The 14113-nt window shown below is 42.0% G+C and carries 10 protein-coding genes; 7 read left to right on the forward strand and 3 right to left on the reverse strand.

Going from position 1 to position 14113, the window contains the following annotated elements; genetic code table 11:
* Nucleotides 1-5: 5 nt before the first annotated feature.
* The 3 genes from L4C37_RS10070 to L4C37_RS10080 form a co-directional block, all read right to left on the reverse strand.
* Nucleotides 6-980, reverse strand: a complete 975-nt coding sequence (locus L4C37_RS10070) for an HlyD family secretion protein (protein WP_429768486.1) — start codon at nt 978-980, stop codon at nt 6-8.
* Nucleotides 977-2431: a TolC family protein gene (locus tag L4C37_RS10075; protein WP_273293594.1), complete on the reverse strand. Its 1455-nt coding sequence runs from the start codon at nt 2429-2431 to the stop codon at nt 977-979. The genes L4C37_RS10070 and L4C37_RS10075 overlap by 4 nt, the downstream gene beginning before the upstream one ends.
* Before the next feature lie 253 nt (nt 2432-2684).
* Complete coding sequence (locus L4C37_RS10080; protein WP_137373151.1) at nt 2685-2912, reverse strand: hypothetical protein; 228 nt, start codon at nt 2910-2912, stop codon at nt 2685-2687.
* 548 nt (nt 2913-3460) lie between these two features.
* On the opposite strand from L4C37_RS10080, the gene L4C37_RS10085 reads away from it, so the two are divergent.
* The 7 genes from L4C37_RS10085 (at nt 3461) to L4C37_RS10115 (ending at nt 13876) form a co-directional block, all read left to right on the forward strand.
* Complete coding sequence (locus tag L4C37_RS10085; protein ID WP_429768487.1) at nt 3461-5176, forward strand: ATP-binding protein; 1716 nt, start codon at nt 3461-3463, stop codon at nt 5174-5176.
* Nucleotides 5173-5865, forward strand: coding sequence for a response regulator (locus L4C37_RS10090; RefSeq protein ID WP_429768488.1), 693 nt, complete (start codon nt 5173-5175; stop codon nt 5863-5865). The genes L4C37_RS10085 and L4C37_RS10090 overlap by 4 nt, the downstream gene beginning before the upstream one ends.
* A 301-nt stretch (nt 5866-6166) precedes the next feature.
* Nucleotides 6167-7669 (forward strand): glucose-6-phosphate dehydrogenase, encoded by a 1503-nt coding sequence (zwf, locus tag L4C37_RS10095; protein WP_273293613.1) that lies wholly within the window; start codon nt 6167-6169, stop codon nt 7667-7669.
* The gene (pgl, locus tag L4C37_RS10100; RefSeq protein WP_429768599.1) at nt 7666-8382 is read left to right on the forward strand and encodes a 6-phosphogluconolactonase; all 717 of its coding nucleotides are present in this window, start codon (nt 7666-7668) and stop codon (nt 8380-8382) included. The genes zwf and pgl overlap by 4 nt, the downstream gene beginning before the upstream one ends.
* A gap of 29 nt (nt 8383-8411) precedes the next feature.
* Nucleotides 8412-9860, forward strand: a complete 1449-nt coding sequence (gnd, locus tag L4C37_RS10105; RefSeq protein ID WP_004733587.1) for a decarboxylating NADP(+)-dependent phosphogluconate dehydrogenase — start codon at nt 8412-8414, stop codon at nt 9858-9860.
* Between the two features lie 241 nt (nt 9861-10101).
* Nucleotides 10102-10866 (forward strand): efflux RND transporter periplasmic adaptor subunit, encoded by a 765-nt coding sequence (locus tag L4C37_RS10110; protein WP_429768489.1) that lies wholly within the window; start codon nt 10102-10104, stop codon nt 10864-10866.
* A gap of 10 nt (nt 10867-10876) precedes the next feature.
* Nucleotides 10877-13876 carry an efflux RND transporter permease subunit gene (locus tag L4C37_RS10115; RefSeq protein ID WP_429768490.1) on the forward strand — a complete coding sequence of 1000 codons (3000 nt, stop codon included), beginning with the start codon at nt 10877-10879 and terminating at the stop codon, nt 13874-13876.
* Nucleotides 13877-14113: the final 237 nt, after the last annotated feature.

Genomic DNA, 14113 nt, shown 5'->3' on the forward strand with positions numbered 1-14113 from the left:
TTTGCCTACAGCTCTACGACTAGGCTCATGCCCATGCGTAATGGTTGAGTCGTATCGACAGGGCGTGCTTCAATTTCAAAAGTACGCAAATCAAAGCCTTGTGCAGAATCGGTTGAGCGCCAAGTCGCAAAGTCTCCCATTACTGAAATATGCGAGACTTTAAACTCTAATGTTTTATCAAGTGCGGGCAAGTAAGCCGTAAACTGGCTGTCTTTCTCAAAATGTTTCAATAAATCTTCACGTACATTTAGTACCGCCCATGCATCTTTGGTATCAATCACAGTGACTACCGGAAACCCTTGAGGGGCAAGTTCACCACTGCTTAATAATACTTGCGATACTTCACCATTAAACCAACTTTCAATACTGGTATCAGCGGCATAAGCTTCTACTTCCGCTACTGCGCCTGCAGCCATTAATGCTTTTTGAGAAGCAGCAAGCTTAGTTTCATCACGAACACCTTCTTTCGTTAATTGGTACATTTGGAATGCTGCGCTTTCTGTGTATTTAGCAGCTTGCCACTGTGTTTTTGCTTCATCACGCTTTTGCTCGGCAACGACACCATCGTTATACAAGTTGTTTACTCGTTGGTATGTTTTCTCCATCAATTTTGCCGCCGCTTTAGCTTTTTGCCATTGATCTTTGGCTGCTTGAATTTGTTGAGTTCGGGCACCTTTCTCTGCTTCTAAAGCTAATGCTCCTGCGGCTTTTTGACCCGCTTTTGCTTGTTCTAGCTTAGCTTCAATCTCAGGGCTATGAAGAGTAAATATAAGCTGACCTTTTTCTACGTTATCCCCTTTACGAACCAGCACTTGATCAATTCGTCCGGGTACTTTTGAGGAAATACTGTATTGCTGAGCATCAATTTGCCCTTGCAGTTTAATTGGCTGTGGCTGGTATGCTTGGTAAAAGCTGAATGCAACCCAAGTGATGATGCTTAAAGCAACAAATGAGAATATTAGAGGCTTGATAGGTTTCATGAGTGATCCTGTGATGTGCTTTCAACGTTGCTTTCGGTACGGCTTTCTGAAATCGGCAATACGGCATTGTGTAAATAAGTCGAATAGGTGGTCATTTCGCTACTCAAAGCGAGTAACTTATTTAAAGAAATAAGGTATTGGAAACGAGCAACAGATTGTTGGGTTTTGATGCTAGCAAGGTACAATTCGGCATCAACGACTTCTAATGAATTTGCCAAACCTTGGTTGAATGCTTTTTTACGTAGCGACAAGTTTTCTTGTGCGAGAGACAGGCTTGAATTTAGCCCTAATACTTCTTCAATAGATTGTTGCGCTTCGAGGTAGGTTTTTTGCACCAATACTTTAAGATCTTGCTTCGCTTGAGCTTTTAGATACTGAACTTGAGATACCGCGCTATGCGCCGCAGCTACTTTGTCTGAACGACCTGACGTGTCAATCAATGGGACATTTACTCCTATCCCTACTAACCAATCTGGTTTCATTTCACTGGCGAGCGAATCATCCTCGTGCAGGCTGTAATCACCATATAGATAAACTTCTGGGTAGTATTTCCCTTTTTCTGCTCTGATTAAGCTGTCTGCTTGTTTCTCTTTTGCCTCTAATAACTGCAAACCAGGGTAGGTTGCCAGTGTTTGTTCAATAAAGGCATTCATGTTCGGTAAGCTAGTATTGATGAAAAGCTGCTCAGAAGGCTCGATGGTTTGGCTTTGTCCTAATATTTGAGTTAATGCAATTTGAGCAATATTTAGGTCGTTTTTTGCTTTGTTTTGTTCGACTTTAGCTTTATCGAGTGAAGCCTCTGCTTGTAAGCGCTCCACCTTTGCGATTTGTCCTTGCTCTTCAAGTTTAAGCGCGAAGTTGCGATGTTGAGTTAAACCTGATGTCACCGCTTTGCGTGTTTGTAGAACATCCTGAGCAAGCAAAACTGAGAAATAGTACTTGCTAAGGTCTTCATATCGAGCTTGAGTCTCCATTAATAGCTGACTTTTAGCTTCTTCACTTTTACCTTGTGCGGCATCTTGTGCTGCGGTAATTCTTCCGCCCGTAAAAATAGGCCAGATAGCGCGAATTGAAGAGCTGAAAATATCTTGTTCTGTAATCGTTGATGTCACACCGCTGAACATAGGCAAAAGAGCCCCAAACGCTGGGGGAACATTGCTTAGGCTGTCACCTAGCTGCTCTCCATTTACAGTGACGTCACTGTCTAGGTGCGTGTAATTAGCACTTAAGCTTACAGAGGGGAGGTTTAAACTGTTAGTTGCACGTTGTAGATGCCCATATCTTTCAACATTCGCTTGTTGTGCAGCAAGCGAATTGTTGTTTTCTTGAAGCATTTTCCATGCATCGGCAAAGGAAATTGGGCTTGCCAAACAAGAAAAGCTCAGAGCACTGCTGAGTAAACCAACTAGGAGAGAGTTAGACGAGAACGTTTTTTTTGTCTGATTGGTCATTGAGTCTAATTTCTTATTTAGAGTATAAACTCTAATGTTAACAGGAGTAATTGATTTTGTCTTGAATTGAGTCACTTGATATGAAAATCATTACTGAGATTATAATAGGTTAGTTAAGAAATGATTAAAAACAAAGAAGTACAAAAATAGAAAGAGTAAATAAAAAAAGAGTGCGACTAGCGCACTCTTTGGGTGTTTCAAAAATGATGGTTTTAGGGGGGAGTAAAATCTAGTTTTTACTTAAAGTGAGTTATTACTTAAAACTAGGGCAATGGTGATCGGCTCTCCATTCAAGCTGTCGAGAGCCTTGCATGGTTTGCAATAAATCTTGCCCAGACATTTGCGGAAAGCTAAGTAAGACTTTGAGATCAAGAGGCGAAGTGGCGTCTTTCTCATAAGCTCTGACATGAGTAAATGTTGCTTTTAAGTTGTTGAACAGCATGGCCTTATTAAGGCAAATTCCAAAAGTATCGCGTTTCATTGTCGGTATCCTTATAACAATGTATATACGTTATGTTTTTAATTCACTTTGAAATTCAGCTGTGCCATGTCCCCGTTGAGTATTTTTATTATGAGTGCATTCGAAATGTACTTCTATTATATGGTTGCTATGTAAGTAGCTTAACCTAGCCTTTTACTAACGTTGTCCATAAACACCTTGTTGTTATTTTGTTAATCCATGTTGAAGCCTATGAATAAGGTTTTAAAAATAGTGATTAACAAATCATGCAACAATGAATTTCTTTATCTGTACATATTATAATCGCATTTATTTTAACCAACCTAAAAAAGACCTAAAACTTGAGTGATCTAGCTCAACAAATGACCACTTCTGTTTGCATCAAGTTGCGTAAGTTCTAAAAAATCATATTTTACTGAGTAAATTTAGTGAAATGCGAGTCGTACGAAGGTTTTATTAACAAAGTAGTAAATAAATTATCAGCATAGTAATCACAGATATAAAACTGCGACAAGACACAGGTGTTAACTCAGTGTTAACGTTTGATGACGAGTTTATAGGGTAATTTTATGCAGTGGCGAAATATTAGTTTTCGAAAGCGATTACTGATCATAATGACTTTGACCGGGTTAGTTGAACTTTTGATCTTATCTGGTGCTGGTTTTGCCTACATTAAAGATTCTCAAGAGCAAGAAATGGGCTTGAAAGCTTTAGGGGTGGCAGAGTTCTTATCAAATTCAAATACCGTCATCAATTTTATTGAAGAGAATAAAAATTCAAGCCTAGAGTTCGAGCTTACTCAAAATCACCTTGCAGAAGATGAAGTTCAACAGCGTTTTAGAAACTTAACTCATTTAATTGGCGCTGCATTTATCGTAATCGGCAATGAACAAGGTATTCGCTTAGTTCATCCCATCGATCAACGCCTTGGTAAGCCAATGCGAGGTGGTGATAACCAGAAGGCATTAGTGTTAGGTGAGTCTTACGTTTCAATCGCGCAGGGCTCTTTAGGCATATCAGTTCGTGGTAAAGCGGCTGTCAAAGATGAGAGCGGAAAAATCATCGGCGTAGTTTCAGTCGGTTATTTACTGGATTCATTGCAAGACAGAATTGAGCCTTACCTGGCTTTTTTGATTTTAATGGCATTGCTGGTGGTCGGAGTGAATGCGGTTATTTCAAATTATGCTTCCCGCCGTTTCCAAAAAGCTATTTTAGGGTTTGAACCCGAGGAAATTGGCCGCTTATATGTAGAGCTTGATGTCACGATGAGTACTCTAAAAGAGGGGATTATAAGTATTGATGCTCAGGGTGTTCTTCGTTCAATTAATAAAAGTGCGTGCCAAATTTTAAGCATCGATCGTGAAATGGCATTAAACCAACGGTTAGCCGATGTATTACCAGGAAGTGACCTTGAAGATTTGTTAATTAGTGGTGAGTCTGACCATGATATCGAGCTGTATCTTAATAATAAGCGTTTGATTGCCAATCGAAGCCCAATAATTGTTAATGGCACTGTTGTTGGGGCTGTATCGAGTTTTCGATTGCGTGATGAAATAAACGAACTGACCGAGCAGCTATCTCAAACCCTCGAATATGCCGATTTACTGCGATCTCAAACTCACGAACACAGGAATAAACTCAATACAATCAGCGGTCTTGTGCAAATGGGCGATTTAGAATCTGTTCAGCAGTTAATTGGTCAAGAAACCGCTCACTATCAAGTTTTAATCGAATTTTTACGAGAGACGGTTAAAGACCCTTTAATCGCAGGGATGTTGCTAGGGAAAACAGAACGTGCAAGAGAAATTGGTTTAGAGCTAAAGGTTGAAGAAGGCTCGCGATTAGAAGCTTTACCAAAATGGCTAAACTCGGATGATGTTGTGACCATTTTAGGTAACCTAATCGATAATGCTTTTGATGCAACGATGACCGCAATTAAAAATGAAAAACATATCGCGTATTCAAGACGAATCGTAGAAGTGTCTATCAGTGATTTTGGTAATGAAATTATTTTAGAGGTTGATGACAAAGGGTGTGGGTTACCACTTGAATTTTCCGAAGAGTCACTAACTGATAAAGGTGTTTCAAGTAAGGCGAAGTCAAACCGTGGAGTAGGGCTGTACTTGATCAAACAGCTTGCTGATCGTTACCACGGACAATTGGAAATGATAAGTAATAAGGAACATGGAACAAGAATGACGGTTTATTTACCGAAAGAAGATATTTTTGCGCAAGAAGGAATCAATTCAATTGAATATCCTTTTGAAAAAGGAAAGCAAAAATGAACACGTTAACTCGAGTGATGATTATTGAAGATGATGTTGCTATTGCAGAGCTACATCACCGATATTTGTCTCAAATGGACGGGTTTGAAGTTATTGGTATTGCAACGACACAAGCTGAAGCCGAGATTCAACTTGATATACTTAACCCAGATTTAGTCTTGTTGGATGTGTATCTACCTGATGGTTCTGGCTTAGATATATTGACTAAGGTTCGAGGCTCAAACCAAGGTTGCGATGTTATTTTGATCACGGCTGCACGTGATGTTGAAACCCTACAACATGCGATGAGAGGTGGGGTGGTGGATTATTTGCTCAAGCCGGTAATGTTTCCTCGTCTTGAAGCTGCTTTGAAGAAATACTCATCACAAAGGAAGAGCATTGATAATGCTTCAGACCTTGATCAAGGTTTAGTTGATAAAATGCTCCAAGCCTCTACACATTCCGACAATTCGCAACCTAAGCGTTTACCCAAAGGAATTGATGGTGTGACCCTTGATAAGATCCGAATACTTTTCACCGATGGCGAATTAAAGCTCACGGCTGATGAAGCCGGAGAAAAAATAGGGGCAAGCCGAACTACAGCTCGACGCTACCTTGAGTATTTAATTACTGCCGGTGAATTAGAGGCCGATTTAAACTACGGAACAGTAGGGCGTCCGGAACGCTGCTACATGAAGTTAATCCGATAGAGTACGATTTAACTGCTCATCTCCTTTCATAATCCTCCTCACTTTTTTGCCAGTATTAAATAAAATACTGGTGAAATGAGTTAATATTTAATCGATTGCCTTCACAGTGGTTGATGTAAATCAAATTGTCGTAGACAATACCGACCCGAATAGAGGTGATAGATTTCACCCCATTTACCAAACACATTTCTAGGTTAATAGGCATTTACTATTGATATAATAGTTAAGACCTATTATCTATTTTCGTATGTCGCTGATACTTTTAGCGAATACTAAAAACCTTGTTTTTATAGGAAAGATGATGGTAATACCTGAAAACAGCAGCATCGTAATTTTCGGTGCATCGGGAGATTTGACCTACCGAAAGCTGATCCCTGCTTTATATCACCTATACGCGAACAATCAGATGCCAAAATCTTTCGCGATTTTAGGTGTTAGTCGTACCGATTACAGTGACGAATCTTACCGCGCAAAATTAAAGCAATCACTTCAGGATATGGAAAAAACAGAGCCTGAGATTCTGAATGCTTTTATTGATCACCTGCATTATCAGGCGATCAATACTTCTGACGTTGAAGATTACGCACGTCTAGCAACCCGTTTGGATCAAATTGAGAAAGATTACCAATTTGAAAATCACAACACGTTGTTTTACTTAGCTACGCCACCAAGTCTATACGGTGTGATCCCAGCAAGCCTTGCTGCACATGGTTTGAACGATGAATCAAATGGTTGGCGACGTCTAATCATTGAAAAGCCGTTTGGCTACGACTTGGCTTCAGCTCAAGCGTTAGATGAAGAAATCCATCATCACTTCCAAGAACACCAAATTTATCGTATCGACCACTACCTAGGAAAAGAGACAGTACAAAACCTTCTTGTATTGCGCTTCTCGAACGCGATGTTCGAACCTTTGTGGAACCGTAACTTTATTGATTACGTTGAAATCACGGGTGCTGAATTCCTGGGTGTTGAAGAACGTGGCGGTTACTACGACGGTTCTGGTGCTGTGCGAGATATGTTCCAAAACCACCTGCTACAAGTTCTAGCAATGGTTGGTATGGAGCCGCCTGCACAGATTAATGCGGATTCAATCCGTGACGAAGTGGTTAAAGTACTTCAGTGCCTTAAACCTCTTGAAGAAGATGATCTACGTAAAGACCTAGTATTAGGTCAGTACACGGCATCAGATGTACGTGGTCAACATTTGCTTGGTTACCGTGAAGAAAACGGTGTGGCTGATGACTCACGTACTGAGACTTATATTGGTCTGAAAGCGTTCATCAACAACTGGCGTTGGAATGGTGTACCTTTCTACGTGCGTACTGGTAAGCGTTTACCGACTCGTGTGACTGAAATTGTGATTCACTTTAAGAACACACCACACCCAGTGTTTGGTCAAGATGCACCTGAAAACAAGCTGATTATCCGCATTCAACCGGATGAAGGTATTCAAATGAGTTTTGGTTTGAAAGAACCTGGTGCTGGTTTCAAAGCAAAAGAAGTGAAAATGAACTTCTCTTACTCTGACTTGCCAGAAACTCAAATGCTAACGGCTTATGAGCGTCTTCTTCTTGATGCATTAAATGGTGATGCAACTCTGTTTGCACGTACTGATGCAGTAGAAGCATGTTGGAAATACGTCCAACCGATTTTAGATTTCAAACAAGACCCTCAAGCGCTCTTTGGTTATGCTTGTGGTACTTGGGGCCCTCAAGAAGCCGATGACCTTCTACAAAGAGACGGTCGTGCATGGCGTTTCCCATGCAAAAACTTAACAGACACGGATTACTGCGAATTATGATCAATCACAAGATCTTTGAAACGCCTGAATTGGTTGTTGAAAACTTAGCAAATGAAATGAAAGCGTATAGCGAGAAGGGCAAACCTGTTCATATTTCGCTTTCTGGTGGCAGTACGCCAAAAATGCTTTTCAAGCTTTTAGCTCAAGCACCATACGCTGATGGTATTCAGTGGAATAACCTTCACTTCTGGTGGGGCGACGAGCGTTGTGTTGCACCCGATGACGCTGAAAGCAACTTCGGTGAAGCGAATGCGCTACTTTTCTCGAATGTGAACCTTTCGGCAGAGAACATCCACCGCATTCGTGGTGAAGATGAACCCAAAGTAGAAGCTGAGCGTTTCGCAAAAGAAATGGCAGATGTTATTCCAACTGAAAACGGTACGCCGGTATTCGATTGGATCCTGCTAGGTGTTGGCGAAGATGGTCACACAGCCTCACTATTCCCGGGCGTAACTGACTACCAAGATGAGAACCTATCTGTATTAGCTTCTCACCCTGAGTCGGGTCAGATCCGTGTTTCTAAAACAGCTAAAGTTTTAGAAGCCGCGAAACGAATCAGCTACCTAGTGCTTGGCGCAGGTAAAGTTGAGATCGTTAAAGAAATTCATACAACTCCTGCTTCTGAGTTGCCTTACCCGGCAGCAAAAATTCAGTCTAAGACTGGCGAAACAGAGTGGTTCCTAGATTCAAATGCAGCAAGTGCTATCGCGTAATTGCGAATAGCCGCAAGGAGATATAAATAATGAAAGGTGATATCGGTGTAATTGGCCTAGCAGTAATGGGTCAAAACCTTATCCTAAACATGAACGACCACGGCTTCAAAGTTGTGGCTCACAACCGTACTGCTGCAAAAGTAGACGAGTTCCTAGAAGGTCCAGCTAAAGGTACTAACATTGTTGGTGCTTACTCTCTTGAAGAGCTAGTTGAAAAGCTAGAAGCGCCTCGTAAAGTAATGCTAATGGTACGTGCTGGTGACGTTGTAGATACGTTCATTGACAAGCTTGTTCCACTTCTAGACAAAGGTGACATCATCATTGATGGTGGTAACACTAACTTCCCAGATACTAACCGCCGTGTTGCTGCTCTTCGTGAGAAAGGTATTCACTTCATCGGTACTGGTGTTTCTGGTGGTGAAGAAGGCGCTCGTTTTGGTCCTTCTATCATGCCAGGCGGTTCTCCTGAAGCTTGGGAAGCGGTTAAGCCTATCTTCCAAGGTATCTCTGCGAAAACTGACGCGGGTGAACCTTGTTGTGATTGGGTTGGTAACGATGGTGCTGGTCACTTCGTTAAGATGGTTCACAATGGCATCGAATACGGTGACATGCAGCTTATCACTGAAGCATACCAATTCATGAAAGATGGTCTAGGTATGAACCACGACGAAATGCAGGCTGTATTTGCTGATTGGAACAAAACTGAGCTAGACAGCTACCTAGTAGAAATCACCGCTGACATCCTTGGCTACAAAGATGAAGACGGTGAAGCATTAGTTGAGAAGATCCTAGACACTGCTGGTCAAAAAGGTACGGGTAAATGGACCGGTATCAATGCGCTAGATATGGGTATCCCACTAACGCTAATCACTGAATCTGTATTCTCTCGTTGCCTGTCTGCACTTAAAGACCAACGTGTTGAAGCTGAGAAACTGTTCGGCAAAACTGTTGCTCCAGTTGAAGGCGACAAGCAAGAGTGGGTTGATGCAATCCGTCAGGCTCTACTTGCTTCTAAGATCATCTCTTACGCTCAAGGTTTCATGCTAATGCGTGAAGCGTCGAACGAAAACGGCTGGGATCTAAACTACGGTAACGTTGCACTTATGTGGCGTGGCGGTTGTATCATCCGTTCTGCATTCCTAGGCAACATTCGTGATGCTTACGAAGCGAACCCAGAGATCGCTTTCCTAGGTTCAGATGCATACTTCAAAGGCATCCTAGACAACTGCATGGGCGCTTGGCGTAAAGTTGCAGCTAAGTCTATGGAATCTGGTATCCCAATGCCATGTATGACTTCTGCACTAACGTTCCTAGACGGCTACACTACAGCTCGTCTTCCTGCGAACCTTCTACAAGCTCAACGTGACTACTTTGGTGCTCACACTTACGAGCGTACTGACCGTCCACGTGGTGAATTCTTCCACACAAACTGGACTGGTACAGGCGGCGATACTGCTTCTACAACTTACGACGTATAATCGTGAGTTATAAAGCTAGTCATTAAGACGCTTTAATTAAAAAGGATGCCACATGGCATCCTTTTTTGTTTGTTGGGCTTTATAGGATTCATGCTTAATTCTATAAAGAATGCAATGTATTTTATATCGTCTTCTAAAATGTCAATGACTTACCATTGATAAAAGTCCCGCATGGTATACAAAATATTCACGTTCACTGCATTAATCTCTGTAATAAATAGACTCTGTCGGAGATTAAAATATGAAAAAATTAGCAGTGTTCTCGGCTATGGTAGCTCTCTCATTCCCAAGTAGTCACGCATTGGCAGTTGACCTAATTGGTCATGCAACCGCTCAACAGTTTCAAAATGTGGTCGCTCAGGTGAGTGGTGTTGTTGAAAACAAGCCATATCAACTTGGTGAAGCTATACAGAAAGGTCAGTCCCTTATTGTTCTTGAAGACAATGATTTTGTTCTAGAGGTGAGTCGCCAAAAAGCGAACCTAGAATTGGTCAAAGCCGATCTCAAAATCAAGAATAGTATCTATAACCGTTATAAAGAACTAAAAGCGAAGAAAAGTTTGTCGCAGCACGAACTAGATATCTCTTTCGCTGACCTGCAATCTGCGAAAGCTAATGTGAAATTGGCAGAAATCGATCTAGAGCAAGCGGTAGACAACCTTGAACATACTCAAATCAACTCTGATATTGATGGTTACATAGTAAAACGTAATGTAGAGCAAGGCTCATGGGTGGAAAAAGGGAACCTGCTTTACAGCGTGGCTGATGTAGAAAATATTATCATTCGTTTGCTTGCCAGTGAACATGATCTTACTGAGTTGTCTGTTGGGCAAGAACTTACCGTTTGGAGCGATGTTAATCCAAAAATTAAGGTGAAATCTAAGATTAAGCGTATTGGTATAAACCTAGACCCTACATTGTTAGCTTACCCAATCGACATTGAGATCCCTAATAGTAATAGCCTTATCAAACCTGGCATGTCTCTTCACGCAAGCACTGTGAATTAAGGAACTGGCGATGCGAAATATTATTAGCTACTTTGCTGCGCGGGGGTTTCTAGCCCGTGTGATCACCATGATGGTATTTGCGGTTGGTCTTGCGTCATTAAGTATCATTAAAATGCAGGAAGATCCGGAAGTTGCTTTTCCGGAAGTGGAAGTGGTGACTCATTATCCGGGCGCCTCGCCACAAGATATTGAACTGAATATCACGAACAAAATCGAAAAAGAGCTACGCGGTGTGCAAAACATCCGTGAAATGACTTCTGAATCAAAAGAAGGTACTTCTTTGATCTTGCTTGAAGTCGATGAAACTGCCGACATTGCTGACGTCGTACGCAAAATTCAGCAAGCGGTTGATCGAGTTAGTGGCTTACCGAAAGATATTTCAGATCCCCCGTTGGTGCTTCAAGAGAGTACGTCGTCATTCGAGGTGTTGCGTTTTGGTGTCACAACAACGGGCACCTACGCGGATTTACAACAATATGCGCGTCAGTTAGAGAAACGTGTTAAATCGATACCTGGAATTGGTACGGCAACGATGTCGGGCTTTCGCGAGCGTGAGTTTTGGATTGAAGTTGATCCCAATAAAGTTGGTCGTTACAACCTAACGTTTGATGACATCATGACGTCCATTAATAGCCGCAACTTGTCACTTTCAGGTGGCGTGGTTGAGTCGTGGAAGTCAGAGCATCGCTTGGTTACTCTGACGCAAGTGACGAGTGCAAAAGAGTTAGAAAAAACCATTATTCGAGTATTGCCTGATGGTGGTTTAGTTCGTGTGAGTGACGTTGCAACGGTGACCGATGGTTTCGAGAAAGCGACTGAATACGGCATGATCAATAATGAACAGGCTATCTTGTTTAATATAACCAAAACAGCGAATGCTGATGTTCGTACCGCAATCAATGCTGTGTTGGAAACGTTAGATCTAGAGCGTGAAAAGTTGGGTGGGAAGTTCGAATTTCACACCTCAATCAACCTTGCAAAAGACATGCAAGAGAAGTTCTCGATTGTTGCAAGCAACGGTGGAATTGGTCTTCTCTTAGTGCTTGTTGTACTTGGTCTTGCATTGATGCGCCAAGTGGCTTTTTGGGTTGCTGTTTCGATTCCTTTTTGTATTTTTGGCGTGCTGGCTCTTATTCCTGGAATGGGAATGACGCTCGATGCCATTACATTGTCTGCGTTACTGCTTGTTATCGGCATTATTGTGGATGATTCAGTGATTGTTGCTGAAAGTATCTATAGTGAGCGTGAAAAAGGAGCCTCCCCACTTGAGGCGGCGATAGAAGGTACGCTCAAGGTATACAAACCTGTACTAGCAAGTTTAACGACTACAGTGCTTGTGTTTATCCCAATTTTTTTCATCCCAGGTGAGCTAGGTATGGAAATCGCGGTGATACCATTGACGGTCATTATGGCTTTAACCTTTTCTTGGTTTGAATGTACGGTGACGTTGCCAGCGCATTTAGCCGACGCAATGAAAAAGCCGACGCCAAAAACCAAATCAACGGAAGTATTTAACCAATTATCAGCGCGCTATGAGTCGATTCTTGCAAGTGCTTTGAAGCATAAGTTTACAGTGGTGTTATTGGCATTGGTGGCGTTGGGTGCTGGTGGTGCGATCATCGCGACGATGAGGCTAGACTTTTTCCCAGCCCAAGCCGCCAAGTATATTGAAGTGTATACCGAGGTTAAACCGGGTACACCAATGGATAAAGTACGTGCTGCACATAAGCAAATAGAGGAGGTGATCAGTTCGCTACCTGAATCGGAGTTGCTTAGCTACGAAATGACTTACTCAACACCTGTGAGTAAAGGCTTAATTAACCTAACGAATGCGGAAGATAGAGACAGAACTGCAGATGTGATCGTAGATAGTTTGCGAGAGCAGTTAGCTGATAACACCTCTGTACCTTTCATTAAACTCTCTGTCGATGCGGGTGGTGAACCTCTTGGTGAGCCAGTAGAAGTTCGTGTTATTGGGCAGAACAAAGAGTCTCGTGATCAAGCCGTTGATGTGGTCTCTGAGTGGCTAGCTAACTATGAAGGTTTGAGCCATGTTACTAATAATGAAGAGCTTAAAGATCAGCAGCTTGAAATTGTCCCTCAGTATGAATGGTTAGCGCGTTACAACTTAACCGTTGATGATTTAGCTACGACTTTACGTATTGCCTTTGACGGTGAAAAAGTATCAACGACTTGGATTGGTGACGAAGAAGTGGGCTTGCGAGTCATACTGACCGAGCAATATCGTAACCTTGAAAAACTTCGTAATACTAAGATCTACACTGCTAATGGTACTCAAGTTCCATTGAGCCGTTTGGCACATGTACGATATACCCAAGCTGAACGTATCATTCTGCACTTTAATGGTGACAGACAAGTGCTTGTCACAGCACAAGTCGGAGGTGGGCAACTGGACCCTGATGAAATTACCGAAGAGCTATGGGAAGCGGTAAAAGATAAGATCAGTGCGGATGTCACACTTGATATTGGTGGTGAAGTAGAAGCTGCAGAAGAAACGCTAGGGGGTATTGTTGTTGCATTCCCAGCAGCTATTTTGGGGATCTATTTTGTATTGGCGATAATGTTTGGTTCGCTTCTACAGCCACTACTGGTTATTTCAGTTATTCCATTCGCTTTGGTAGCATCTCTGTCAGCGCTATTTTTACACATGCAGCCTATCTCATTGTTTGCTCTGGTTGGTGCGTTAGGAATGTGCGGAGTAGTGGTTAACAACTCGTTGGTGCTCATTGTCCGGATTAATGAAATGCGAGCGAAAGGGCTTGAAATTTCCCAAGCCGTGATCGAAGGGGCGAAGACGCGCCTAAGACCAATATTATTAACGTCAATCACTACTGTAGTAGGCTTGCTACCTCTTGCTTACGGCATTGGTGGGGCAGATGTAAACATGGGACCAATGGCATTAACGTTGGGTTATGGTTTGTTGTTCTCTGTTCCTGTCGTTTTGTTTATTGTTCCGTGTTTGTACGTGTTAACGACAAGACAAAAATAAGCGTCAGTGAGACTTAGTGATTTAGGACGCGAAACTATTAGAGAGGGCATTACAGCCCTCTTTTTTTATATATAAACACTCGACAAAAATTAATTTGGGCAGTGGTTGATGGAAATAGAGCCGTTTAATCGTGTTAACTAAAATATAAAGAGCACAGAGTTAGGATACTGACGTGCTTTATGCCATCATAAAGGGAGTGATAGGGGAAACGGACATCCCCATAGAATATTATTGGTA

Source organism: Vibrio kagoshimensis, assembly GCF_050337535.1.
GTDB lineage: Bacteria > Pseudomonadota > Gammaproteobacteria > Enterobacterales > Vibrionaceae > Vibrio > Vibrio gallaecicus.